Here is a 24,703-nt window from a genome sequence, read left to right as displayed (position 1 = left end):
ATAAAAACCACAAAAAGAGCATAGCGCTCTTTTTGTGGTAAAACTTATTATTATTTAAATTTTAATGCCGCGCTGAATGAGTGCTGCTTCTAATGCTTGTTGTAAACCATTCATAGTACCTGGCTCAAGCGTTTCGCCTTTGTCATCCATCCACGTTAAGCTAGTACCGCCTTCTTTAGTTTTACTTACTAAAATTTGGTATTGGCCTTCATCAATAGGTAGTTGAGCTACGTCATCACCCCAAATTGAATCCCAAACACTTGTTTCTGGTTTAGTGTAATCAGCAGTAATTAAGCCCGTATCTGGGTTAATTTCAACAATAGTGAACGACAAGCGCTCTAAAAATCCAGAGAAACGGTCAAAAACAGCTTCGTAAGATTGCTCAGTTACAAGTGCTGCATTACCTTTGTTATCAAAGCCCATTTCAAGAGAAATAATACCTTGGCGTTTACGCATATCAACTTCAAGTTGACGGTAACGGTAATCAAACTCGCTCACTACTTGGTTAAGCGCACGTACTTCTAACTGCTGTTTTAACAAATCAGTTAGCGTATGGTCGCCTTTAAAATCAATCAGCTCTACACGTAAAGACGCAGTACGCTGATGTGACTTTTCTTCAATAGTGAATCTAAATTTTTCTAAGTCATCGTTAACTTCATCGCCCCACCACCAAAAACTTTCTTCCGTTTTGATAATTGAGTACCAATCAGTTTCAATAGTACCTAGTAGCTTGTCTTCTTTAGTGGTTGCTGCATTGTTATCAGCGAGGACTGATTGAATCGTGTCCCAAAGAAATTCATCTAAATCAGCAATGCCATCGTTTTTATCAAAATAAATACGCGCTTGTTTATCTGTCTCTTCTACCCAACTGCCTTTAGCAATTGTTAATACTTGTGCCGGTGGGCGGTAATTTGTAGCTTCAGGATTGTTGTCGTATTGACCTACATCCATTTTATAAACTGGGTCTTGAGCTGGTTGAGATAACGACGTTGGTGCTTTTACAGGCTCATGCGTACGATAGTTACGCTCATTATGTGCTTGATTAGTAAATACACTACATCCTGATAAACTTACCAATACACTTACTGCAAGTGCTTTTGGGATCCAATACTGCACAGATATTTCTCCTTAGCATACCCTTTAATTGTTTTAACAAATATATGAGTGGGTAATGCCGATTTGGTTCAGTGTAAAATCAATATTAACTTTACATTTATTATTTGGCTGCCTAAATGCAATAAAGTTCAGCACTTCAACTTAGCAATAAAACTAAGCGCAAATAAGCAAATTTTAGCTATGGTACTTTCCCGTGCCAGTAAAAACAAGAAACACCGTACTTTAAAAGCGCTTAATTAGCGTGTGCTGTAGTTTAGAGCCCTTTTTGTGTTAAACTTCGCCGCCGTGCAACTTCTCGTGTGTATTTTTGGTGTTGCCAACTCGGTTGATATAATCCAAGTAACAAGGTATTTGAACTCATGACTGCATTTTCAAATCATCAAATTGTTTTAACAGCGATTGGCGAAGACAGACCCAGTATTGTAAGTGAACTAACCCAACTCGTTAGCGATTGCCACTGCAACATTATTGACAGCCGTATTGCTATTTTAGGCTGCGAATTTACCTTCATAATGCTACTAAGCGGCGACATGTCTGCAATAAGCCGCATTGAGCACGTACTGCCAACCAAAGCCATGGAACTTGGCCTACTTACCATGATGAAGCGCACAGCGAGTCATACTCCTAGCGAATTTTGTGCAGGTTACACACTAGAATACACTGGCATAGACACCCCAGGCACATTGAGCAAAGTAACGCGCTTTTTTGCCGACAATAATATTAGTATTTGCTCACTTAAGTCAGACACTTATTCTCAAGAAGACAACATTAAAATGCGTTGTGAACTTGAATTCAACATACCTGTTGATGTAGATATAGATCAATTTAAAATTAGTTTTGAGAGCCTTTCTCATACGCTAAACGTAGATTATATTTTTAAACGAATTCGTTAAGGATGCTAAACATGAACACAATTAGTCCATTACAAGCAGGCGATACTGCACCCGCTTTTAGCCTACAAAACCAAAACGACGAAACAGTAACATTAAGTGAGCTGTTAAAAGAGCAACAAGTGCTTGTGTACTTTTACCCTAAAGCGTCAACGCCGGGCTGTACTGTACAAGCCGAAAACCTACGCGATGAGCAAGCACAGCTTGCTAAATTTAACACCCGCGTTGTAGGTATTAGCCCAGATCCAATTAAGCGTCTTAAAAACTTTGAAACTAAAAAAGAGCTTAATTTTGACCTATTAGCCGATGAAGACCACGCCATTGCTGAAGCATTTGGTGTATGGGGCTACAAAAAATTTATGGGTAAAGAGTACGATGGTATTCACCGCTTGACGTTTTTAGTAGGCCAAGACGGTAAAATTAAACACCTATTTGATAAGTTTAAAACCAAAGATCACCATCAAGTGGTGTTGGACTATCTTGCAGCAGAATAAGTTTGCAGCAGAATAAGCTAGCGGCTGAGTAAGTTAGCTACCAGCTATTAGACAAATACAGAAAAGCGTTGCTCAAGGGCAACGCTTTTTTTATGCCTATACATTTTCGCTATGTAAAAATTATACCAATCTGCTTATATATAGGGTCTATTTAACGTTAAGAAAATTACGCTAGAACTAGGCAAAAATTTTTGTATCTAGTTGTTCTCGGCAATTGCTCCCTGCATTGCTCTACCTCCTGCATCCATGCAGTCGTAAATAAAAAATTTTAACGACGTTATAGTGCAATTTAATTCGTTAAATTGCTCAAAGATTTATGCAGGTTGGTATTAGTATAGTAATCGAGTAAATAATTTGTTAAAACTGCTAAAGCACTTATTATTAGCCCCTTACCAATTGGATATTTAAATCTTGAATAAAAGCCTAAAATTTAAACTTTATTTAACTGCCTTAATCATCTGTATTATCGGTTTTAATTTTTCAGAGCCAAGTATGCAATTTTACTCAAACCCGTTTTATATCGGTAGTTTCGTTTTTACTATTGCGCTTATAATCTCTGTAATTAATTACGCCTGCCCTGCCTGCAAGAAAAACCAAGTAATGCGCTCTATTTCTAGTTATAAGCTTCCCACTAACGATTGTTATAATTGCGGGAAAGAAATTGATGAGAAAAGTAATTAAGTAGACGGAGTTATTACTGGAGAGTCTAGTACGTGGGGTTATTCACAAAGTCACTTGGTATATATTAAGTTGTTGTAGTGTATTATCAACCGATACAAAGTTTGGAATTGTACTAACTAAACTCGCACCTAATTTTAAAGCAATTTTAATACTAGCTTCATTTTGTTCTAAGCATCTAAACTCAATGACTTTAGCGCCTGTGTTTTTAAGTATGCTTGGCAATCTTGCGATTACTTGACTGATAATACCGTTGCCTTGTGCATCACTACTTAACCAGTAACCAAGTTCCGCTATATTCAAATCAGGACAAATAGACTTAACTGCAAAAACACCACTCAGATTATCTTTATAATAAATTTTAAACCACCGCGAGCCATTTAGCCCGCTGTTTACTCTGTCGAGTATGTACTTTTTAGCTGATTCAATATTGTTTACCCCTTCTACCCAAGGCAAAAATGCACCTAAACTTGCCCGACTTAAATTAACAGTCTTCAAAATATCCGCAGCATCGCTTTCCACTAAAGGAGCTAATTTAATGTGTTCTGCAATTTGAATATGCAAGTGTTCTTCCTTGTGAGTATTGATTTTATAGTTGTAAGTTTAAAGCTAAAGATCACTATTAAGTAGCCCCAAACTTATTTAAGGACTGAATAGCCTTTGAGCTAGTAAAAAGATACAGAAAAGTACTACTCTAGGGCAACGTTTTTTTACGTTATTTACTCAAACTTTGATTAAGTAAGAGCATGAACGAGGGATAACTAGGCGATCCATAATTTTGATGTATGGAGTCAAGATTTGACCCTAGGGCAGTCTTGTTACAGCGCAGTGTGTAAACACAGCCAGAAACTGGACTGACATTGGTACTAAACGATGACTGAGGCGAAAGCCAAGGGCCTTAATTAAACTGCCTAAATTCATATGGCGTTCTTTATTCAAACCAAGGTGCATATTCACACCAATCGACGTCATTACTGGGGGCGTAGTCATATTTAAATTGAGTTTGAATAATAAGAACACTTGGTTTTTGAATAAAAAGTTCAAGAAAACACTGCTGCCTGCTTGACCTGAACTTTCTAATGGGTGAGCCCTTTTGCTTTTTAGTTACGAACTTTAAAACTCAAATAATATACCCAATTGAGTTGTTTCATTTCGGCCAAACTCAACTTCAGTACTCGCATACGAAAGTGAAAGTAAAACCAGATCACCCAACGGTACTTCAAATCTTACTTTATAAGTAAAGTCAGTTCCTGTGAATTCTTCCTTTGCCTCAGGGCCTGGGTTTAAAAAAAAGCCTTCTCTCGTGTCTAATTCCCAGCGCGATAACCCCACCATTGGCACAACCCTAAAGTGCGTTGCTAAATCAAATGAATATCCTATCATTGCCTTAAATTCATACGTTTCATAGCTATCTAGAGTACCAAATAATCCATCACTTGATGTATAGGCTAAGTTAGCTTCTGTGACTACATTATTTCCAAATTTATAACCGAGTACATAACCAAGTGAGAATCCGCCAGTATCAAAATCTTCGCTTAAAATTGCAAAATCTTTATCTACTTTTATTTTTCCCGTACCAAGCTCAACGCCCATTCTTATTTGAGCCTCATTGGCATGTGTAGTAAAACTACTCATTAACAATGTGAATGCACTAAGTGAGATTGTTTTTTTCATTTTATTATCCAATATTGAGTTGACCTTAAAAAGGCACTTTGTTGCTTCAAGGGTGTGTTCAATATATGATATTAAGTGTGCCTAAATTAATCCACGGACATAACCGGACATTTTAAGTATTACGTTAGGAAACCTTTCGTCAAAATTGAAATCCCTCCTAAGCCGTAAATATTTAATACCGAATTACAAGAGTGAAAATTGAACAACTCAAAAACTGCCCTTCTAAATCGAGGGCAATTACAGCAATATATAATAGAGCAATCGATAAAACATTTATGGCTTGCCAATCAAATAGGTGTAAGCGAAAAAACCCTTACTCGATGGCTTAATGGCTCAGTTACAAGAATACGTCTGAGTAATTTAAATAAGCTTGCGAGTGCTTTAAATTGTGAAAAAGGAAGCTTGATTGCCCGTTCAGAAGTGGATATTTACCCGAGTGAAGAGAACCGAGATATTTTAGTAAATGAATTGCATAACGATGGGCTTTTGTATGAACTAATGATGAGCAGTAAGATTAAGCTCGCTATTTCTTTAATTAAATCAACATTTCACTCCGCATTACCAAGCGCTATTGTGGCCAACTTCTATATTAAACTTGGTTATGCCGCGCTTATTCATCGTCAATATGAAAAAGCACTACAATATTTTGATAAAGGCCTTAATAAAGCAATTAAAGTGAATGATCTTCCGTTAGTGTTTTCTGCTAATTTAGGCACTGCAATTACTTTACTATTTTCTTGTGAGTTTAAAAGATCACACCATTACTTAGTAATATGTAATGCCACATTACAACACGCGAACCAAGAGAAGGCTCACTATTACAGCACAAATGCACTTTTCTATTTATATTCTGGTGATATAAACGCTGCAATCCAATCAGCTAATTTATGCTTAAACGAATGTGATATAACAACCGATTCAATAGAAAAGAATCTATTTAAGAGTACCGCTTTACAGCTGCTCGGCGCGTGTTATTTGTTACAAGGCGATATTGAATTAGCGTATATATTTTGCGCTGAATCACTAAACGTAGCCAATCTATCTGGGTATAATCGCTGTGTTGCGGTATCAAAAGGATACTTAGCCGCTATTCATTGCACAAATGCAAACTATGTACTTGCAGAGCAACTTATAGCGCAGAGCATTGCCTTAGTTAGTGACGAAGATATTGCACTACCGAGCTTGTTGTGTATCTCATTATTTATTTACCGAAAAACTGGGAACAGTTCAAAGTTCGCGGTTTCTTTAAACGCACTAAACAAAATTTGTAACACGGCTACAGTCCCTAACACCTTTGCTGTATATCAGCTTTATTTAATAAATATAGAGCAAAGTGAGATGCTCGAGGCATCTGAAAAATTAACACATATTGAAAACACACTAACCCAGCTCTCACTTCCGCTTTGGCAGCCATGGTTAACTAAGCTAAGCTAGTATTCCCTCTTTATCGAGAGTTAGTTAAAATTATTTTATCAAATCGTAAAAAATCCAAAGGGGTCACCCATTAGAAAGTTCCGGTCAAACAAAACCAAAGGGGGTCAAGCCCTGACGAACCCCCACAATTTGATGATATAAATCAATAAGTTAGTTTAAAAAACGGTTGAAGTGCACAGCCAATTTTGATCTTATATGTTTTTTCCGACCAAAGAAATTACAAAGTAAATCGACTATGCACTTATAACCATAAGGGTCAAATCTTGACTTCATACATCATAATTAATTAGCTGTTTATATTCGCCGAAACTCAAATACGTTACTGTATCGGATGGCGCTTCGCTTATCCGACCTACGTTTTCAAATATATAATACGGGTTATTGGGGGCGTGGGTATTGCAGGTTTGTTGGGTTTCGCTACGCTCGACCCAACCTTGTATCTCTTCTTGATGAGTGTTTAGCTAGCACTTGTCACATCGGGAAGACAGTGAGCTCGTACCCAACCAGAGTGTGAAAATGCTGTGACGTAGATTGAGCCCTGACTTCCTAACCTCAATTAAACTGAATGGTATCCTAGCGCCCCAACTAAGGGTGACGCTGCATGTACAAGGGGAGTAGATAGAGATGAAAGCTTTTATTGGCATTGATGTGGGTAAAGAAAAGTTAGATATTTCCTGGCTACGCGATGTAGTCAAAAGTAAAAAGAAAACGAAGATTTTTAAAAATAACCCGCAGGGCTATCAAGAGTTAGTTGCCTGGTTGATAAAGAATACAAATTTAAAAGCACAAGACATTGTTATTACAACAGAGCCCACAGGTGTTTATAGCGAGCCGCTGATGTATTTCCTATACGAGCAAGGATTTATTTTATTACATGTAAATCCTGGTAAAGCAAAACAGTACGCAAGTTCATTAGGGCTTGTCCATAAGACAGACAAGTCAGACGCCACAATGCTTGCTCGTTATGGTCATGACCAACAGCACTCACTTTTAAGTTGGCAGCCTGAGCCTGTTGAAGCGAGAGAGTTAAAAGTAATGACGCGTAGACTTGAAGCACTTGAGCAAGACTTACGTCGCGAAGAAAATCGTTATGAAGCTGTTGGTTTCTCAGGTGCATCTACTCGAGTTACTCAGTCAATTGAAGATATGATAGCTGTACTAAAAACTGAGATAGGCAAGCTAAAAAATGACATTGATGAGCATATTGATAGACACCCGCAATTAAAAAAGAACCGCAAATTGCTTCAAAGTATCAAAGGTGTTGGAGAGGTAATATCACGTATGATGGTGTCCTTGCTGGCATGTAAACAGTTTAAAAATGCCAAGCAATTAGCTTGTTACTTAGGCTTAATACCTAAGCTTAATGAGTCAGGCAAACGGGCTGGAAAAACAACCTTAAGCAAAGAAGGGCCTGGGTATATAAGGGCTAAATTGTATATGGCTGCTGTAGTCGCTGTACAACATAATCCAGATATAAAAGCCCAAAATAAGCGATTAGTGGGGCAAGGTAAAACAAAAATGCAGGCAATTGGTGCTGCAATGAGAAAGCTGACACATATCTGTTTTGGTGTTGTGAAGAATCAAACTGAATACCAGCCTCAAGCTATTTAAAGAAAGCTTGAGGCTGATTAGAAGAGATGGTATCTACGTTGTTTGTTTTAAAAACCAGAGGGGTCAAATTTTGACTTCATACTTTGACTGCCTAGAAAGAACTATAGCCGTTCCACCAGTCCCTAATAAGACTCACCTACTACGTATTGTTGACAGTTTTTTAAACCATTTCATACATTCGCGCTTGAAGTTTTATTAACTTCAAGCGCTTTAATTAATATGAACTCATAGGTTAGACATTAAGAGAGAATTGGATTCAGGCCGCATTTTAATCGTCCTTTTTCTTTATCTCTTTTTGGGTTCGCTCTTCGTGCATATTTTGACAAAAAACTGATAGTTTTTTGCCATGCTTTATTCAGTGTCGATATCACGCCTTGTGTTATCGACTCCATTAATTGATAAAACCAACCTTGGGTGTTTTTTGCTACCATAAATGTTGATAGCTCAATACCGGCAAGTTGTTGAACACTCATGCCTATTCGCCTCTTTACTAACAACGTCAATAAACTTGCCCACACCAAGCCTTCCATCATGCTCGCTTTTCTGGTGTTAAATTTCTGAAGGTTGCAATAAGACTTCCATTCTTTAAACAGTAACTCTATTTGCCATCTGAGACTGTAGAGCTTTATTACCGCTTCAGCGCTAAATTTTTCTCGATTTAAGTTCGTTGCCCAATAAGTAGGCTCACTTTTTCCTTTAGGCCAGCTCGCAATCAATCGATAATTCGTTTTACCTTCCACATCCATATCGACAATAACACTACGACGAATATGCTTTTTAACGTCCTTTTGCTTCTCTGTGAAAACCGTTTTAACGCGTTACCGTGACGATTAAAAGCAGCTACTACGGTTGGATTAACCGTGGTTTTAGCCCTGACAACATAAAAGCCTCCTGCTGTATCAATTGATTCAAGATACGATAACTTAAAATAACCTCTATCCGCTAAAAACAAGGTGTCGACTAACGATTTAGCATCAGGTAAAAAATCATATTCAGCTTGGCTATCAGGACTCACTGAGATTTCTTCGGGATAACCTTGAAGCACATCCCAACTCACATGAACCTCTATTGCCGCAGGACTTATTTTAGTAAAGCGACCTTTAAAGGTATCTTTTAAACTATCGTGCACTGCGAACGAACTTCCATCTTGCATTACTATGCGTTTAAAGTCAGAAAGAGTGGCGTCTGTACCGAGTATTTGTTGCTGCCATTCATTTAACGCCACATCGACCAGTGATTTCATCAATAGGCTGAATTCAGGCTTACTCAGTTGATTGTGAAACGGTTTATATTGAACATCAGTTTCCGTCAACTTCACAAAATAGCGATGTAAATCTGTCACGGTGTTTACCGATTTATCGCCTAGAGCCGTTATTAACGACATGACTAATTCGAAAGGTTTTATTATTCGTTTACGGCTACAAAAACGGCTTGTTTTACCTATTTCGTTAATATTAAAATCGTTAAGCACTTTCGTTATTTTGTTTAACTCAGTATTATGTTTATTCATGCTCTGCTTTTGGGATAGATAGTGGTTTGGCGATTACTATCAGATCAAATTCAGAGCATGTTTTCAAGTTTTATTCCTTAAGATCCAACCTATGAGTCGTTATTAACTAAAATTCTTAATCGAATATTTTTATATTTTGCTCGCACTTCTTTAATTTTATTATTTATCATCAAATTCCACGTTAAAACATTATGGCTATATAAACCCATAATGTTTTGCATTTATGGCCATTTTCTTCGTTGCTGCTTTCTTTATAATAAAATTATCAAAGTAAAACAAATCGAGAAATAATATGAAAGCTATTGGATATCAAAATAACTTACCCATTGAAAACGAACTATCGTTACAAGATATTGAACTTGAGCAACCTGTTGCACAGGGACACGATATTTTAGTAGAAGTAAAAGCGGTATCAGTTAATCCTGCTGATTATAAAGTACGCTCAAGTATGCCTGTACCAGATGGCGAATGGAAAGTTATTGGTTGGGATGCTGCAGGTGTAGTTAAATCTGTAGGTGATAATGTTACGTTGTTTCAGCCGGGTGATAAGGTTTTTTATGCTGGAGATATAACACGTTCAGGTAGTAATGCTGAAATGCAATTAGTTGATGAACGTATTGTAGGGAAAATGCCTGAGTCTCTGTCTTATGGTGAAGCCGCAGCGCTTCCGCTTACTTCATTAACTGCTTGGGAGATGCTTTTTGACCGATTAGAAGTGTCAAAACAAGATAAAGAAAAAAGCATATTGGTTATTGGTGCTGCCGGTGGTGTTGGATCTATTATGGTACAACTGCTTAAAAAGCTCACTAATTTAACCATTATCGCATCCGCTTCTCGACCAGAAACAACAGATTGGTTAAAAGAGCTTGGTGCTGATCATGTGGTGAATCACAGAAATAAGTTAAGTGAAGAATTTTCAGAGCAAGATCTAGGTAATGTTGATTATGTTGTAGGTTTAAACCATACCGGATCGCATTTGGTAGAAATTGAAAAAGTACTTAAACCTCAAAGTAAATTCGGTTTAATTGATGATACTAAAACACTTGATATTGCAGCGTTTCAAACAAAAGCTATTTCGGTTCATTGGGAGTTAATGTTTACTCGGTCACTTTTTAAAACACCTGATATGCAATCTCAACATGACATCCTTAATGAAATTGCAACTTTAATTGATAAAGGTTTACTTAGAACTACGGTCGGTGAGAACTTAGGTCAAATTAATGCGGAAAACTTACGTAAAGCACATCAATTTTTAGAAACTGGAAAAGCGAAAGGTAAAATTGTTTTAGAAGGCTTCTAAACAACACTTATTACTACCTATTATTTTAATAATAACGACAACTATAGAGATTTGAATATGAATAACGATATCACTTATTATGCTAAAAAAAGACAATCAGTTAAAGCTTACGATTCAAGTAAAAAAATATCAGCAGAAAATATTGAAAAGATTAAAGAGTTATTACGTTACAGCCCATCCAGTGTTAATGCACAACCTTGGCACTTTGTAATAGCTTCTACTGAAGAAGGTAAAAATAGAATCGCTAAAGCAACTGATGTGCTTTATCCATTCAATAGTAATTCTATTCGCGAGGCATCTCATGTTGTTGTATTTGCGAGCAGATTAGATACTCCAGAAGAATACTTACAAAGCCTTTTAGCTCAAGAAGAAAAAGACGGGCGTTTTGATGCTGACCCTGAAGTGTTTAAAGCAAAAATGGACGGTGGACGTAAAATGTTTATTAATGTTCATAAAGAAAAATTTAACGATGTTCCTCATTGGTTGGCCAAGCAGGTTTATTTGAACTTAGGACATTTCTTATTGGGTGTCTCAGCGTTAGGTATTGATTCTACGCCAATGGAAGGGGTCGACCTTGATATCTTAGATAAAGAATTTGGTCTACGTGAAAAAGGTTTTTCTAGCATATGTGTTGTACCACTGGGTTACAGTGATGCTGAAAACGACTTTAATGCATTACTACCAAAATCACGTTTACCTTACTCAGATATATTAACGGAAGTTTAGACTTAACATCGCTTTATCAGAAAGCTCATTAAGTATTACTACGACAAAAACTAATAGGATTTTTTAGATGATTACTCAAATAGTAAAGTTTGATATTAAGTTGGAAAAAATTGAAGAATTTAAAGAGGCACTTCTTAATGACCAACGTGGTTCAAAAAATGATGATGGATGCCTTGAGTTGCGTTTATTTCAAGATAAGAAACAGCCGAATATTATTTTTGCCTATGAACGGTTTAAAAATAACGACGCATTAACACACCATGCTTCTCAGCCTTATACGGCAGTTGTATTTGATTTACTTGAAACGTCTGCTCAATCTGCGCCGTTAGTCATGGAGTTAAACGATACTACGCCAAGTCCTCTACATGAAAACAACCCAAAGAGTGCTAATGAAGAAGATGATATTTTTATTATTTTCTTCATTTTTAAGATAAAGCCAGGTTACCGTGAAAAAATATTAAATCAATTTGAAATACATATACCCAGCACTAGAGCACAAGAAGCAGGTAATATTATTTTCGATTTGTATACCGTTGAAGGGCAAGATGATACGTTTGCTGTTTATGAACATTGGCGTAAAGAGTCAGATGTTTGGGATATTCACTTCAATCAACCTTATGCAGTAGAGACTGGAAAACTGATGAATGAAGCGGTTGTGGGTGAATTAGAGCAATACATGAATTTTGTAACTGAATTTTAATCATTGCTAACCGTTTGTTAAATAATTTTATTACTAGGCATAAATTTGTAAAGTTGATTCTATGAACATATATATTTTGACTGTTTTGTTATTAAGTTTATGTAAGGTTACTAGTGTATACGCCTATGCTGAATCGTTAGTTGAGACTCAACCTATCTCAGAACGATTTACAGAAGGTATTAAACGGTTAAATGAAATAAACGGTGAAGGCTCAGGTGAAAAAATAGTTAATGCACTGAAAGATGCTTCACCTGACCTTGCAAAATATGCAATAGAATATGGCTTTGGAGACTTACTTAGTCGTAAGATATTGGCAGTAAAAACCAAAGAAATGATCATAATTGCTAATTTAGCGGCTTTAGGAAATGCTCAACCTCAGCTTAAAGCACACATTAATGCAGCATTAAATGTAGGGGTTACTCAAGAAGAAATAGCCGAAATAATGATATTAACAAGTGCTTATGCAGGTTTTCCTGCGGCAATAAACGGCACTTTAGCATTGAAAGAAGTGCTAATTCAGCGTGTAAAATAACTCATTTCAATCAAGGAGATTTTATAATGAAAATGATACATAAATTAACTATTTTACTTTGTTTAGTCTTGATGTCTGTTTATACATTTGCTGATGAACTGAAATCGCCAACACGTACTCTTGATGGAACTTCTATTACATACAACTACACTAGCGGTTGATCATATAACGTAAAATTCGAAAAATCAGGTGTCAGTTATCGTTTTTTAACAGGATCAAAACCCAATACATGGTGGGGACCATTTCCTTACACTGCATTTGAAGTTGAAAAAAACACCTTCCTTGCTGCTTGGTTTGAAGAGGAATACGGTGATTATGTTACCTTACATGTAAATTTCAATACTAATTTATTGTATGGTAGTGCTATTTTACAAGGCGAAACAGTACATTTTCATGGTGCTACAATTGTAAAAGTCGCAAGATAACCTTCAGAGTATTGATATAACACTCGAGGAGGCTCATATTCAACTTAACGAACATGTTAATTTAAGTTTTGAAAAGAAAGACTTAAACGAACAAAAATATTTATTGTAATACTTTCCTATTTATTAAGATTATACAGCTTTTTATAATTTGGTACGTGACTCTCCCAAAATGGAGGCTCGCCAATATTGGTTTGTAATATGTCAATAAATTCAGTAATTAATGGTGTTTGGTTTCTATGTGGGTAAACAGCGTAAATGCCAGTATCCATCATAGATATTTTATGATCGGTTAATAAAGGTACTAATTTTGATACATTTATTGGTTGTTCCAAATTAAATAAATCAAGCATGGTATAGCCAATTCCGTCTTTAACAGCGCCCATCATCGATTTAACATCACTGACTTTATAATTTCCTTTCATTCTATAAATGTTAAATTTATCACTAGTAGGTGATTCACTTAGCTGCATTTGATCTAATGTTACATCACCATTACTGTATATAACTGCTGGTAATGCGATAAGTTCTTCTGGCGTTTTCGGCTGTCCATGTACCTTAACGAACTCTTCAGAAGCAAGAATGACGAAATTTGTTTTTGCTATTTTTTTTGCAATAAGGTTTGATTCGGCAAGCTTTCCAATTCGAAAAGCTAAATCAAAATGGTCGGCAATAATGTCACTTTTTTTATCGTCTAATGAAAGTGTTATTTTTATATCCGGAAATTTTTTTAGGTAACAGGAAATAGCAGGCTGTAAATACATTTGGCCAAAGACGATTGAAGAAGTGATTCTAATATGACCTTTAGGTGTTTTATGATATGAATCAGCAATATTTATAATTTGATCTAATGTTCCAATCAATAATTGCGCCTGTGTAAGTATTTCCTCTCCTGCTGGTGTTAAGGAAAATGAGCGAGTAGAACGATTTAATAATTGAATACCTAAACTGGTTTCAAGTTTCTTAATTTGTTTTGATAAAGATGAATTATCCATATCGTGAAGTGCAGCAGCTTTGGCAAAAGAACCCTGCTGAACAATATCAAGAAATAATGATAATTGATTTGTGATAGACATATGGCTCTTATTCTCCAGCCCAAATAGTAAATGATAATAACTGAAGTAACTCTTTTTTAAAGATTTTAATGCCCGCTTGAGAGTAATTTATTATTAGGTTCACTTATTAATTGAATCTGAAGGGCTACAAAGCCTAAAAATAGATATTGATAGGCGCCATAAATAAGCGGTTCGACTAAATCAAGATATTAATTAAGTTCGTTCAGCTACCTGTTGAACAACATTATGACAATGATTCATTTATGTACGAGCAACTTTGACATCCTCTTGCCATTGTTCAGCCAAAAAATCGATAAATGCTCTGACAACAGGTCGCTGGTAGCTTCTTGACAAATATACAGCCCAAAGTGCCATTGTAGGTAAAGATATGTCAGGTAATAAGTGTATTAACTCACCTTTTTCTAGCGAAGGATTTGCTAAGTCACAGGGAAGATAGGCAAGACCGACACCATTAATGGCTGCTTTTATCAAAACACCGAGGTCATTTGCTTGAATACTGCCAGTTACAGAGATTGAGTGATATTTTTTATCTTCAATAAATGTCCAACTATTTTGAGATAAATGTACCAAACAATTATGCTCAATTAACTGTTGTGGGTAGTTTATTTTATCATGATTTTTTAGGTACCTTGCTGAGCCACATAATACACTTTCAATACTCATTAACCGACGAGCAATGAGGTTTTCATCGGGTTGGTCGGTATACCGCAAAGCAACATCTATGTGTTCTTCAACTAACAATGCATTTTTGTCCGACATTACTAATTTAATACTAACTTTTGGGTGTAAAGCGGTAAACATGGCAACCACCTCGTAAAGCAGGTTTTGTCCGAGCCCTATGGGCGTAGCAATACGGATATCACCAATAAGCTCTTCATTATGGCTACGGGCTAAGCTTTCTAAACCAGATACCTCACTTAAAATGCGTTCACAATGTTGCATAATATCTCGACCTGGCGAGGTTAAACTAACACTACGCGTTGTACGATGTAGTAAACGAATATTGAGCCAGTCTTCTAGCTCCTTAACGTGTCGTGTTACTTTTACACGACTCAAGTCTAATTGCTCTGCTGCATCAGTAAAACTACCGGTACTTGCCACTTCAACAAAACTGCGTAGTGCTTCAAACTTATCCATAAAAAACCTTTGTTTCAATATTTGTAACAATCATGTACTTAAATACATATTTATTACAGTAATAGATTTATTCATAATAACGACATCTTAAATAAATGAAACAAACTTTGGAGAATACAATGAAAATAGCAATTATTGGTGCAACAGGTTGGATTGGCTCTACATTAATGAATGAAGCCTTAAACAGAGATCATAAAGTTATAGCAATTAGTCGTGGCGCAAATAATATCGAAAAACAAGGTGTTACCACACACCCTCTTGATTTACTTACTGATGGAAGTATTAAAGACGCTGTTGCCGATGCTGACATCGTTATTGCGGCTATTGGTGGTCGAGCAAAAAGTAATCATGAAATAGTTGCGAGTACGGCACAGCGTTTATTGAAAGAGCTACCAAAATCCGATGTTAAGCGTCTAATTTGGGTGGGTGGTGCCGGAAGTTTAGAGGTAGCTCCAGGTGTTAAACTCGTTAGCGTTCCAGACTTTCCTGCTGAATATAAAGACGAAGCGATTGCTCAGGGTCAGGCATTAGACGTTTTTCGCAATAGTGATAGTACACTAGATTGGTTATTTGTAAGTCCAGCGGCTGAAATTTTCCCCGGTGAACGTACAGGTATTTATCGTGTAGGTGGAGAGCAATTACTGAGTGATGACCAAGGTAATAGTAAAATTTCTGTTGAAGATTATGCAGTGGCATTGATCGATGAGGCTGAAAAGTCACAGCATCATAATAAGCGCATTGGTGTCGCTTATTAATAGCTGAAAAAATAATCCTTGCAGTGACCTAATAAGAACAGATCACTGTAAGGATTAATACTATTTAGAACATACCATTTTCGTGAGCCATTTTAGATGGAATCGCCTGAATGCTGTCCCAGTGCTCAACTATCAGCCCATTATCAACACGGAAAAGATCGTAAAAGGCCGTTGGTTGGCCGCCAAAATCGCCTTCACTTTGAGTGAACACGAAGTTGCCTTCGGCAACCACGTTATGAATTTTTGTGTACCCAAAAGACGTTTTATTCTCAGCAAGACTCCCCATAAAATCAAGTAAACCTTTAGTGCCATCTGCAATCCCTGGATTATGCTGATGGTAAACCTCTCCTATATATTGACTAAGTTTATCACCTTTACCGTTCACCAATACATCGGTTACGAATTGTATGACTATTTTTTTGTTTTCTTTCGTTTTATCAATATCCTTAATCATTGTAGGGCCGTCTACCATACTGCGACCACTTACCGTTTTAACCGGCATTTCTTGAATCCCGTCCCAATGTTCCGCGATTAAGCCGTTTTCAATACGAAATAAATCAAATACAGCTAGTTTGCTGCCTAAAACAACCTCACTGTGAACCAATACGAGATTACCTTCTCGAAGTACACGTTTAGGGTGGTAACTGAGCGGCGTATCTAGTGTTTTTAGATAGCCAACAAAACCTAGTAGCCCTGTTAGCTTATCGTGTGCTCCTGGATTATGTTGAATATAACCCTCGGCTACATTCTCTTTAATAAAAGAGATATCACCCTGTACTAAGCCTTTATTTAGTAACTCTAAAGACTGCTCTTTTACTGTATCTTGGGCAATGGCCAATGGTGAGCCAAGTGTGATAACAGCAGTCACTATTAGACTTAAGGTAAATTTAATTGATTTTTTCATGTGTTAATCCTGTAATAATTTTAATGTCTACTTTTAGCAAGTAGACTTGATTTATTGAACCTATTCTTACTGCATCATCTTGCATATTAATGCAGCATATTTAGTTAATTACATTTGCGCTAAGCGATGAAATAAATGCGTATCGATAGCAATAGCTAACATTATTTACTGTCTTTTGTTCCTCCTGAACCTGATCCTGAAGGAGGTTTGATCATCTTCATTTTTTTCGTTCGGAATTCTTCAACATTAGGCAGAGCCAAATTGATTCGATCAAACTCCTGTACTTCAAATTCCATTTCATCAAAGCGAATATCTTCAAGATGACCGCCGACTGTGTTATCGCCATTTTGAAAATGAAAATGTAAACCAGGAATACTAATCGTGCCTAAGTAGTCAGGCGTGTAAATACCGACCAACGTCCCTTTGGTCTGCTCTAGGTTATACATTTGACGACTGCCTAAATATTTAAAAAAATCGACATCTTCATCTTCAACGCCGTGAGCCGATGCTAAGCGAGCAAGCTCAAAAGTGCCCTTTGCCTTGAATACATAAAAACTATTAACCGACTCAATTTCAGCCGAAATAACATCAGACAGCGCTTTAAATGAGGTAATGCCCTTAACCGTAATTGAATGTGTGGGTTCAAATTTTACCATCGACATATATGGCGCTTGTAAATTATCAGGTGCTACTGTTGATGTACCATCAGCGGCAATACTGTAAACCACACCATCAATAGCCGTTAACTCGCCATTGAGATGGTTACTCACACCCACGCCGATATCGCCTAGGGTTTTCATTTCTTTTGCTGTGATATTACCTTCGTAAATGGTATTCATTAACGTAATAGGTAAACCGTATTGCTCGATTGCTTTGCCTTTATTGAGAGTGCTGTGAGTATGTGTATGTGAATCCGTTTTCGATTCCCCTGCGATTGTATTACTTGAAATACCTAAAATGGCAGTTACGCTTATTAGCGCTAGAATTTTTTTTTGTATGTTCATAGTGTTCCTATTTGTAGTTAATGCCAGAATATTGTGGTTATTAATCAATGATGTGCAGTTCTCAAACTACAGTCAGCCCATGACACCGGCATGCCGATGTCATGGCCAACTTACCAATTTAAGGGTTTACTTCTCTTAACTCATGTAGATATTCAGGAATAGGCCGTTCAAGAGATTCCGTCAGAACCTTCCCTGTTTCGATAGAAAGCGGATCTGTAGTGGAGAACGCACGTGCCACCTCAGCTGATTTCCACCATTCGATGACGACTAGCTGGTTTGGGGTATTGTAGTGGTCAATAAAATATGGCCACTGTTTTAAAACCAAAGATAAAGCCAAAAGGCTCAAATATTGACTTCATACATCATAATTAATTAGCTGTTTATATTCGCCGAAACTCAAATACGTTAGTGTGTCGGATGGCGCTGCGCTTATCCGACCTACGTTTTCAAATATATAATGCTGGTTTATTGGAGGCGTGGGGAGTGAGGGTTCATTTAAGATCGTTGGATGTCGTAGGGTTTCGCTGTGCTCTACCCAACATACGTGTTTGTCTTAAATTTTTACGCAGACAAAAATGGCGTTGCCTGAGCGCTGTGCCCATGGGGTTATTTTGTCGTAGTCATGTTCAAATATGTGAATTTCGAAGTACGGCTTTAGGGCTTCTTTAAGCTCGCTATAACTAAAGGCGACCATTGGGTGCTCGTCGTGCCATACGAGTATTTTGTCTGCAGTGGCTTTTTCGATGTTGAGTTTTAATAGCTGTTTATTGCCTGTACCACTGTAGTGCCAGCCAGAACGAAATGTGAATAAGCTATTTTCACTTGTTGCGGTATGCTCTACAAATGAATCGCTGTCGATTTTGTTTTTATCAACGGCGTTAAAGCAAAATATTCCACCTGTATTTAATGCACTGTGTACGCTAGCAAGGCATTCTTTTAGCTTATCAATTCCGTCGCAGTAATGCAGTGAATACAAAAAACAGGTAATTAAATCCAAGTGCTCGGTTACCTTAAACTCACTCATGTTTTGCAACGAAAATTGCGCTTCTGGGCAGCGAACTTTTGCTTTATCTAGCATTGGCTGGTTTAAATCAAGACCACTACTTTGGTAACCGTTATCTATAAAATGACGTACATGCGGGCCGGTGCCACACGCTAAATCGAGGTGGGTATTTCCGCCATTACCAAAAATTTGGTGCAGCCTGTGAATAGAATTACTTTGGGCTTGATAATCTATATCTGCGCACATTAAGTCGTAGTAATCAGAAAGGTCGGTGTAAAGCGCATTTGCGGACATATAAGCCTAGTGGTAAGTAGTAAAATATTTTTAAGTCGCGCATAGTAAACTAGTTATGGCTATTAGCGAAGAAGATATGAGCTTTAGGTTTGTCGGATGGCGCTTCACTTATCCGAGCTAAATAAACGACCTACGTATTTAAATATTATAGAACATTGTTATAAACGGTGTGGAAGTGGAGATTCGTTGGGTTTCGCTACGCTCTACCCAACATACGTACTATAACTTTAAGCTGCGCTTTAACTAATTCCTAAATACTTGTGTACTTGTATTGATAGGCGCCAGTTTTTGGCAATACAGGTGTCGATTGCTAATTTGGTTGCTGATACTTTTTGGCTTATTGGCTGTAAGTAAACAAGCTTTGGATTAACACCTGTTTTAGCAAATAATTCTTCTAGCTCTTCTACGTGCTTTTGCATAGCAACGGGGTGTTTAATTTCGTTTGCACGCTTCATGGTGCTGGTAAGTACTTCATAACCGCCGCGCATGTTGATTTTTGGCGATACCGTAACCCATGTTTGCTCTGGGGCAAGTATTTCAAACGTGCCGCTGGTTTCTATTTGTGTACTAAAGCCGTGTTCGTGTAATAAGTTACATACTGGGTTTAAATCAAACATGCATGGCTCGCCGCCGGTAATTACTACGTGCTTTGCGGTATAACCACGCGATTGAAACAACGCTAAAATTTGCTCTGCACTGGCGTTAGCCCAATGATCAGAGTCGGCTTTTTTTTCTACGGTTTCATCCAGCGATACTTTATATACATTATCAACATCCCACGTTTGCTTAGTGTCGCACCAAGAGCAGCCTACTGGGCAGCCTTGCAAACGTAAAAATATTGAGGGTGTGCCAGTAAAACTAGCTTCACCTTGAATGGTTTCAAACACTTCATTAATTTTGTACAAAAGAGATCTCACTTACTACCTAGCAGCCAAATTGCTACTATTAAAAAACCAAAAAGCGCTGTGCAAAAATTGTTATTTAAGCTGCGGCCGTGTAGTATATCGCGCCCTGATATAAACCTCTATTAAAACTAAGAGCAAAACAGATATGACGCAAAAAGTAGTTGTTATTTATTCCGGCGGTATGGACTCATTTACCGTATTAAATAAAGCCCTGCAACAAGGCCATGATGTATATGCCCTATCATTTGACTATGGTCAGCGTCATGTAAAAGAGCTTAAAGTGGCAGCAAGTGTGTGTGAAAAATTAAACGTTCCGCACAAAATTGTTGATATTTCGGCGATTAACCAACTTATTGGTGGCTCATCACTTACTGATGATATTGATGTGCCTGAAGGTCATTACGAAGAAGAAAGCATGAAAAGTACGATTGTACCTAATCGTAATATGATTTTGCTCTCGCTTGCTGTTGGTTACGCGGTATCACTTAAAGCTGGCCAAGTTTATTACGGCGCTCACTCTGGGGATCATGCTATTTACCCTGACTGCCGTCCTGAATTTGTGCAAAAAATGGATGATGTATGTCGTATTGCAAATTACGACGCTGTAGAAATTTTTAGCCCATACTTAAACAATACTAAAATTGGTATTTTAACCGACGGTATTGAAATGGGATTAGATTACAGCCAAACGTGGACTTGTTATAACGGCCGTGAAAAGGCCTGTGGTAAATGTGGCGCGTGTCAAGAACGCCTTGAAGCATTTGCCCTAAATAACATTACAGACCCGTTAGAATACGAATAAGCAGCAATTAATTAGTAATACAATTGCTGTAAACAAAAAAAGGCTATCATCGATAGCCTTTTTTGTTTGTTTAATTTAACGTAGAGATTACAACCAGCGTTTTACCCGCGCTTTATAAGCGGTAAACTCTTCACCAAATAATTTAGTGAGCGCACGCTCCTCAGGTATTATTTGAAACAACGTTAAATACGCAATAAACCCTATAATACATAAAAGTGCCCACAATGAGCTTAACCAAATACCCCACCCTGCTAAAATAAATGCAAAACCCACATACATAGGATTACGTGAGATTTTATAAATGCCGCTAGTAATAAGTTTTGACGCTTGCTCTGGTTTATTAGGGTTTACCGTGGTGTTTGCTATTTTAAAACTCACCACCCCAGCAATACAAAAAACACACCCTATAATAACCAAACTTGCTGCCAAGTAGGTAATAAATGCGGTGAAATCAATAACACTGTAATGCGCAATAAGCGCCATTATGCCTGCAAAAAACAGCACAACAATAACGGGAGGTATTTTATTATTTAACATGGCAACTCACTGTATTGGCTAAAGTATGTTTATTATATGGAGACACTGACGTTATTAAACAATATCTAAAGTGTATAAATGATGAACACACTCAAAGCTGAGCTTAAGTAAAGTATACAAATTAAGTTACAATTGTCAGCTTTATCAAAAGCGCTTAAAGGTTATACTTTAACCATAAACGAATAATAAAATGATAAGGAATGAGATTATGTCTGGAACTACGATGATTGTACTTATTGTGCTAATTTCGGTTGGCTCAGGAGTGGTTTACGATATGTATAAAAAGCATCTTGAGTTTAAGCATAAAATGCAAAACAACAACAGCGATGCCCATAAACAATTAGCTGAAACAAATGCACAAGTGCTTGCATTAAAAGAGCGTGTACAAACACTTGAGGCTATTGTTACCGATTCAAGCTTTAGCGTTAAAGATGAAATTAATAAGCTTTAAATTGTTATAAATAATTTGGATATAAATGCGCGTTTTCTGGCTGCTCAATACCATGTGCAGCTAAAAAGCCACCAATAGCTTGCCCGCATCCCTGTGGTGCTCGCCCGCTGTCTATCTCAAAGTTTAACTGGTTAGCATGTTGCTTACCCATAGAGCACAGCCCTAAGGTACTTGGCGAGCGCATAGCGATACTTAAGTTACCTATTTGTTCAACCACAACGTGCTTACTAAAGCGTGCAAAACCTTTGTACTTAAATTGCTCGTTCACGTAGTCATTACTTGTAGCTACTAATGCCGTAATTAAGCCATGTAAAAAACTATTAGCAGATGAGCCTGCTGTTAAAAACGAAATAGTTTTGTTATTAAACTCGCTAAGTTGGCAACCCTCACATAAAAGCTCAACGGTATATAAATGTTGCTCAGCTACTTGCTGCTGGCTTTTAAGCTCAATACTTTTTCCTGCAAATACAATACGTTTAAGCACTTCATCAACTTGGCTTTTTGCACTTGCGCTTTTAACAAGCTCAGGGTTTTGCGCCATAACAGGTAAGTCATGATGGTTATTAAATGGCGTGCTTGTTGCGCCGCTTTGCATTAACTGAAATAGCTCTCTTACTTCATGCTCACGCGCTACTTTTAACGCTAAAAATGCGGTTTGAATAAGCTCTGACGTTGGTAAGTTTGGCTCTATTATCCAGCGTCTACCAAATAACAGTTTTTTAGCTTTGGCTTCATTTGTAGATGCACTTTTTTGGTAGTTATCGGGGCTGAGCACTGCTACTTGCAGGTAAATTTCTTCACCTTTTTGTGCGGCTAGCACTCTAAAGTGAGCCGAAAACTCAATACTCTCAAGCACTTCGTTTACGCTTTGAAGCGTGTGCTTGTAGCGTAAAAAGTGTTGTGGCACCACCCAGCTACTATTGGCCAATTGCACAAGGGGTGCATAAGAAATAGGTTGCTCGTAACTGTGTTGCCATTTTTGCTCATTACTAAGCAAATGTTCTATGTGACTCTTGTTATCTGACATAAATAAACCAAATAAGCTCGCGTTGTGCGATATAAACTATGAACACATTACGTCGTCAATGTCGTAATTAGATCACATGTACGCCCTACTTTCGGGCTTTTTTAACTATCGGTGAGTTCTTGATAGTCTGTTATAACTTTTTGATAGTATGGCTTATCTTTATTAAGCATTTTATTATAATGATTTATGAGTTGCCGTTGGTACATAGCGTGCTCTGCACTAGCAAAGTCCCACATATTATTGCCGGTATGACTAATCTCATTATTGCTACTAAAGCTCACTTCAATCACTTCATAAAAACGTTTGTTGTCGTAAACTATTTGCTCACTTACAAGCCCTAAACCTAATTGCTTTAAACCGACTCGCAACTTATAAGTGTGATGCACTGGGCATAAAATAAACCGAACATTATTTAAATGCTCACTTACGTTATTAGCAGTAATTTGTTGTATTAAACTTAACAACAGCTCACCGCCAACACCCGCTATTACAACTACTTGGCTTTTACTTTGAGCAATTTCAATTTTGCCTACATCCTGACATAAGACCTGCCACTGCGGATTTTTATTACAGGTTTTTTGTAATTTATTAATAGATGATAATTGCGCTTCTAGGTCGTTCATTAAAGTGGCGACTATATCTACAAAAATAACCTGGTTTGCAGCTGCGCGTTTTAATAGCGCCATGCCTAAATAACCATGGTCGCAGCAGCAATCCCAAATAATATCGTGATGCTGCGAGATTAATGTATCAATGGCAGTTAGGCGTTTGCTGAGCTTCATTTAATCAGCAGATTGTGACGTTTTGTAGATAAGTGCTTTTAAGCTTCTGTCGCTGTCTACTTCAATAAAACGCTCGGTAGGGGCTAGGCGCTCAACAAATTCAATTGTGCCTTGGGTGTGCTCGTTTATTAACGATTTAAACGCCTCTTCGCTAAGCTCTGGGCTATTAGCACACAATAACAATTGTGTGGTATCGCAAAGTAGCTCTGGCAACCTGCGCAGCACTTTTTGATAGTCTTTAGTTAAAATAAAGCTGCCTTTTTGAAAGCTTGGCGGATCAACTATTATTAAGTCAAACGGGGCTGCTTTTTTTAGTTTTCCAAACGACTTTAAAATATCATGAGGTAAAAAACTCACGCCGCGCTCAAAACCATTTAATTGATGGTTTTGCTTACCGACTTTAAGTACGCCTTTGCTCATATCCATGTTCATTACATGATCCGCTCCGCCTTGCATTGCTGCAAGCGAAAACCCACACGTATATGAAAACAAATTAAGCACTTTGCCATGCTTACTATTAGCCATTACAAACTCACGGCCGCTGCGCATATCGGGAAATATTCCGGTATTTTGACGGCTCTGTAAATCAACCAAAAAACGAATGCCGTTTTCGGTTACAACATGCGGATTAGGTAATTGCCCATAAACCACGGTGTTTTGGCTTTGTACACCAGCGCGCTGCTGGTACACAAGTGAGCTAATAAGTTCTGGCTGGTTTGCTTGCGCCCACTGCCACACAACATCGGTAAGCTCGCTTAGTGTTTGTTCGTCAATTTCGTCGTACGAAACCAAAAACAAACTTGGCGGATAAAAGTCTAAATTTATATGGCTCAACGCCTCAACACTGTGGCCTCGACCATGAAAAACACGGCACAGTTCATTTTTTAAAATTGGCGCATCTTCAAGCGCAGTAATAAGAGGAGTAAAGTTTGCTGTCAT

General features: G+C 37.5%; 24 protein-coding genes and 1 pseudogene. 11 read left to right on the top strand and 14 right to left on the bottom strand.

Annotation, left to right across the window (positions count from 1 at the left end; all coding sequences use genetic code 11):
* Positions 1–54: 54 nt before the first annotated feature.
* The gene (bamC, locus tag I6F54_RS15465) at positions 55–1,116 is read right to left on the bottom strand and encodes an outer membrane protein assembly factor BamC (RefSeq protein ID WP_165728192.1); all 1,062 of its coding nucleotides are present in this window, start codon (positions 1,114–1,116) and stop codon (positions 55–57) included.
* Between the two features lie 359 nt (positions 1,117–1,475).
* Between bamC and I6F54_RS15460 the strand changes: the two genes are divergently transcribed.
* Positions 1,476–2,009, top strand: coding sequence for a glycine cleavage system protein R (locus I6F54_RS15460; RefSeq protein WP_197142192.1), 534 nt, complete (start codon positions 1,476–1,478; stop codon positions 2,007–2,009).
* A gap of 11 nt (positions 2,010–2,020) precedes the next feature.
* Entirely contained in the window at positions 2,021–2,500 is a 480-nt protein-coding gene (gene bcp, locus I6F54_RS15455) for a thioredoxin-dependent thiol peroxidase (RefSeq protein WP_002963124.1), read from the top strand.
* Positions 2,501–3,223: 723 nt separating this feature from the next.
* Here the strand turns inward: bcp and I6F54_RS15450 are convergent.
* Entirely contained in the window at positions 3,224–3,742 is a 519-nt protein-coding gene (locus tag I6F54_RS15450; RefSeq protein ID WP_165741693.1) for a GNAT family N-acetyltransferase, read from the bottom strand.
* Between the two features lie 549 nt (positions 3,743–4,291).
* A complete protein-coding gene (locus I6F54_RS15445; protein WP_231613035.1) occupies positions 4,292–4,852 on the bottom strand; it encodes an outer membrane beta-barrel protein in 561 nt (186 codons plus the stop codon).
* 198 nt (positions 4,853–5,050) lie between these two features.
* Here I6F54_RS15445 and I6F54_RS15440 point away from each other — a divergent pair, with 198 nt between their 5' ends.
* Positions 5,051–6,286 carry a helix-turn-helix domain-containing protein gene (locus I6F54_RS15440; protein WP_197142191.1) on the top strand — a complete coding sequence of 412 codons (1,236 nt, stop codon included), beginning with the start codon at positions 5,051–5,053 and terminating at the stop codon, positions 6,284–6,286.
* A 624-nt stretch (positions 6,287–6,910) separates the two neighbouring features.
* On the top strand, positions 6,911–7,897 hold the full coding sequence (locus I6F54_RS15435; RefSeq protein ID WP_197142190.1) for an IS110 family transposase: 987 nt from the start codon (positions 6,911–6,913) through the stop codon (positions 7,895–7,897).
* A 239-nt stretch (positions 7,898–8,136) separates the two neighbouring features.
* On the opposite strand, the pseudogene I6F54_RS15430 reads toward I6F54_RS15435, so the two are convergent.
* Positions 8,137–9,407: pseudogene (locus tag I6F54_RS15430) on the bottom strand (IS4 family transposase).
* Between the two features lie 292 nt (positions 9,408–9,699).
* On the opposite strand from I6F54_RS15430, the gene I6F54_RS15425 reads away from it, so the two are divergent.
* From I6F54_RS15425 to I6F54_RS15410, 4 genes are all read left to right on the top strand, one after another.
* Positions 9,700–10,707 carry a zinc-binding alcohol dehydrogenase family protein gene (locus I6F54_RS15425; protein ID WP_165740084.1) on the top strand — a complete coding sequence of 336 codons (1,008 nt, stop codon included), beginning with the start codon at positions 9,700–9,702 and terminating at the stop codon, positions 10,705–10,707.
* 57 nt (positions 10,708–10,764) lie between these two features.
* Positions 10,765–11,433, top strand: a complete 669-nt coding sequence (gene nfsB / locus I6F54_RS15420; protein ID WP_165740082.1) for an oxygen-insensitive NAD(P)H nitroreductase — start codon at positions 10,765–10,767, stop codon at positions 11,431–11,433.
* 67 nt (positions 11,434–11,500) lie between these two features.
* Positions 11,501–12,133 carry a putative quinol monooxygenase gene (locus I6F54_RS15415; RefSeq protein ID WP_197142189.1) on the top strand — a complete coding sequence of 211 codons (633 nt, stop codon included), beginning with the start codon at positions 11,501–11,503 and terminating at the stop codon, positions 12,131–12,133.
* Between the two features lie 61 nt (positions 12,134–12,194).
* Positions 12,195–12,665 (top strand): carboxymuconolactone decarboxylase family protein, encoded by a 471-nt coding sequence (locus I6F54_RS15410; protein WP_197142187.1) that lies wholly within the window; start codon positions 12,195–12,197, stop codon positions 12,663–12,665.
* 541 nt (positions 12,666–13,206) lie between these two features.
* Here I6F54_RS15410 and I6F54_RS15405 read toward each other — a convergent pair.
* Positions 13,207–14,163, bottom strand: coding sequence for a LysR family transcriptional regulator (locus tag I6F54_RS15405; RefSeq protein WP_197142185.1), 957 nt, complete (start codon positions 14,161–14,163; stop codon positions 13,207–13,209).
* Between the two features lie 240 nt (positions 14,164–14,403).
* The gene (locus I6F54_RS15400; RefSeq protein WP_197142183.1) at positions 14,404–15,300 is read right to left on the bottom strand and encodes a LysR family transcriptional regulator; all 897 of its coding nucleotides are present in this window, start codon (positions 15,298–15,300) and stop codon (positions 14,404–14,406) included.
* 119 nt (positions 15,301–15,419) lie between these two features.
* Here I6F54_RS15400 and I6F54_RS15395 point away from each other — a divergent pair, with 119 nt between their 5' ends.
* Complete coding sequence (locus I6F54_RS15395; protein WP_197142182.1) at positions 15,420–16,055, top strand: NAD(P)-dependent oxidoreductase; 636 nt, start codon at positions 15,420–15,422, stop codon at positions 16,053–16,055.
* Positions 16,056–16,119: 64 nt separating this feature from the next.
* Here I6F54_RS15395 and I6F54_RS15390 read toward each other — a convergent pair whose 3' ends face one another.
* The 4 genes from I6F54_RS15390 to queE all read right to left on the bottom strand — a co-directional run bounded on the left by I6F54_RS15390 (position 16,120) and on the right by queE (position 20,165).
* Entirely contained in the window at positions 16,120–16,959 is an 840-nt protein-coding gene (locus tag I6F54_RS15390; protein WP_165740070.1) for a nuclear transport factor 2 family protein, read from the bottom strand.
* 161 nt (positions 16,960–17,120) lie between these two features.
* Positions 17,121–17,963, bottom strand: a complete 843-nt coding sequence (locus I6F54_RS15385) for an acetolactate decarboxylase (protein ID WP_197142181.1) — start codon at positions 17,961–17,963, stop codon at positions 17,121–17,123.
* Positions 17,964–18,516: 553 nt separating this feature from the next.
* Positions 18,517–19,260, bottom strand: coding sequence for a class I SAM-dependent DNA methyltransferase (locus I6F54_RS15380; protein ID WP_165740067.1), 744 nt, complete (start codon positions 19,258–19,260; stop codon positions 18,517–18,519).
* 239 nt (positions 19,261–19,499) lie between these two features.
* A complete protein-coding gene (queE, locus tag I6F54_RS15375; RefSeq protein WP_002960417.1) occupies positions 19,500–20,165 on the bottom strand; it encodes a 7-carboxy-7-deazaguanine synthase QueE in 666 nt (221 codons plus the stop codon).
* 145 nt (positions 20,166–20,310) lie between these two features.
* Here queE and queC point away from each other — a divergent pair, with 145 nt between their 5' ends.
* The gene (gene queC / locus I6F54_RS15370; protein ID WP_007583902.1) at positions 20,311–20,967 is read left to right on the top strand and encodes a 7-cyano-7-deazaguanine synthase QueC; all 657 of its coding nucleotides are present in this window, start codon (positions 20,311–20,313) and stop codon (positions 20,965–20,967) included.
* A gap of 87 nt (positions 20,968–21,054) precedes the next feature.
* On the opposite strand, the gene I6F54_RS15365 is transcribed toward queC, so the two are convergent.
* Positions 21,055–21,504: a methyltransferase family protein gene (locus I6F54_RS15365; RefSeq protein ID WP_197142180.1), complete on the bottom strand. Its 450-nt coding sequence runs from the start codon at positions 21,502–21,504 to the stop codon at positions 21,055–21,057.
* A gap of 208 nt (positions 21,505–21,712) precedes the next feature.
* Between I6F54_RS15365 and I6F54_RS15360 the strand changes: the two genes are divergently transcribed.
* Positions 21,713–21,955: a hypothetical protein gene (locus I6F54_RS15360; protein WP_007583900.1), complete on the top strand. Its 243-nt coding sequence runs from the start codon at positions 21,713–21,715 to the stop codon at positions 21,953–21,955.
* Positions 21,956–21,959: 4 nt separating this feature from the next.
* On the opposite strand, the gene I6F54_RS15355 is transcribed toward I6F54_RS15360, so the two are convergent.
* From I6F54_RS15355 to I6F54_RS15345, 3 genes are all read right to left on the bottom strand, one after another.
* Positions 21,960–22,982, bottom strand: a complete 1,023-nt coding sequence (locus I6F54_RS15355) for a hypothetical protein (protein ID WP_197142179.1) — start codon at positions 22,980–22,982, stop codon at positions 21,960–21,962.
* Between the two features lie 101 nt (positions 22,983–23,083).
* Positions 23,084–23,764 (bottom strand): tRNA (adenine(22)-N(1))-methyltransferase TrmK, encoded by a 681-nt coding sequence (locus I6F54_RS15350; protein ID WP_007583896.1) that lies wholly within the window; start codon positions 23,762–23,764, stop codon positions 23,084–23,086.
* The gene (locus I6F54_RS15345; protein ID WP_197142178.1) at positions 23,765–24,703 is read right to left on the bottom strand and encodes a class I SAM-dependent methyltransferase; all 939 of its coding nucleotides are present in this window, start codon (positions 24,701–24,703) and stop codon (positions 23,765–23,767) included. It abuts the gene before it with no gap.

Origin of the sequence: Pseudoalteromonas sp. SWXJZ10B (assembly GCF_015864475.1) — a bacterium.
Taxonomy (GTDB): Bacteria; Pseudomonadota; Gammaproteobacteria; order Enterobacterales; family Alteromonadaceae; genus Pseudoalteromonas; species Pseudoalteromonas arctica.
Note: the sequence above shows the minus strand (reverse complement) of the source record. Positions and strands in the feature narration are given on the sequence as shown.

Excerpts from the sequence above, each read along its gene's own strand:
- I6F54_RS15460 (WP_197142192.1), top strand. The coding sequence starts at position 1,476 with ATGACTGCATTTTCAAATCATCAAATTGTTTTAACAGCGATTGGCGAA.
- bcp (WP_002963124.1), top strand. The coding sequence starts at position 2,021 with ATGAACACAATTAGTCCATTACAAGCAGGCGATACTGCACCCGCTTTT.
- I6F54_RS15445 (WP_231613035.1), bottom strand. The coding sequence starts at position 4,852 with ATGAAAAAAACAATCTCACTTAGTGCATTCACATTGTTAATGAGTAGT.
- I6F54_RS15435 (WP_197142190.1), top strand. The coding sequence starts at position 6,911 with ATGAAAGCTTTTATTGGCATTGATGTGGGTAAAGAAAAGTTAGATATT.
- I6F54_RS15425 (WP_165740084.1), top strand. The coding sequence starts at position 9,700 with ATGAAAGCTATTGGATATCAAAATAACTTACCCATTGAAAACGAACTA.
- nfsB (WP_165740082.1), top strand. The coding sequence starts at position 10,765 with ATGAATAACGATATCACTTATTATGCTAAAAAAAGACAATCAGTTAAA.
- I6F54_RS15415 (WP_197142189.1), top strand. The coding sequence starts at position 11,501 with ATGATTACTCAAATAGTAAAGTTTGATATTAAGTTGGAAAAAATTGAA.
- I6F54_RS15410 (WP_197142187.1), top strand. The coding sequence starts at position 12,195 with ATGAACATATATATTTTGACTGTTTTGTTATTAAGTTTATGTAAGGTT.
- I6F54_RS15405 (WP_197142185.1), bottom strand. The coding sequence starts at position 14,163 with ATGTCTATCACAAATCAATTATCATTATTTCTTGATATTGTTCAGCAG.
- I6F54_RS15400 (WP_197142183.1), bottom strand. The coding sequence starts at position 15,300 with ATGGATAAGTTTGAAGCACTACGCAGTTTTGTTGAAGTGGCAAGTACC.
- I6F54_RS15395 (WP_197142182.1), top strand. The coding sequence starts at position 15,420 with ATGAAAATAGCAATTATTGGTGCAACAGGTTGGATTGGCTCTACATTA.
- I6F54_RS15390 (WP_165740070.1), bottom strand. The coding sequence starts at position 16,959 with ATGAAAAAATCAATTAAATTTACCTTAAGTCTAATAGTGACTGCTGTT.
- I6F54_RS15385 (WP_197142181.1), bottom strand. The coding sequence starts at position 17,963 with ATGAACATACAAAAAAAAATTCTAGCGCTAATAAGCGTAACTGCCATT.
- I6F54_RS15380 (WP_165740067.1), bottom strand. The coding sequence starts at position 19,260 with ATGTCCGCAAATGCGCTTTACACCGACCTTTCTGATTACTACGACTTA.
- queC (WP_007583902.1), top strand. The coding sequence starts at position 20,311 with ATGACGCAAAAAGTAGTTGTTATTTATTCCGGCGGTATGGACTCATTT.
- I6F54_RS15365 (WP_197142180.1), bottom strand. The coding sequence starts at position 21,504 with ATGTTAAATAATAAAATACCTCCCGTTATTGTTGTGCTGTTTTTTGCA.
- I6F54_RS15360 (WP_007583900.1), top strand. The coding sequence starts at position 21,713 with ATGTCTGGAACTACGATGATTGTACTTATTGTGCTAATTTCGGTTGGC.
- I6F54_RS15355 (WP_197142179.1), bottom strand. The coding sequence starts at position 22,982 with ATGTCAGATAACAAGAGTCACATAGAACATTTGCTTAGTAATGAGCAA.
- I6F54_RS15350 (WP_007583896.1), bottom strand. The coding sequence starts at position 23,764 with ATGAAGCTCAGCAAACGCCTAACTGCCATTGATACATTAATCTCGCAG.
- I6F54_RS15345 (WP_197142178.1), bottom strand. The coding sequence starts at position 24,703 with ATGACAGCAAACTTTACTCCTCTTATTACTGCGCTTGAAGATGCGCCA.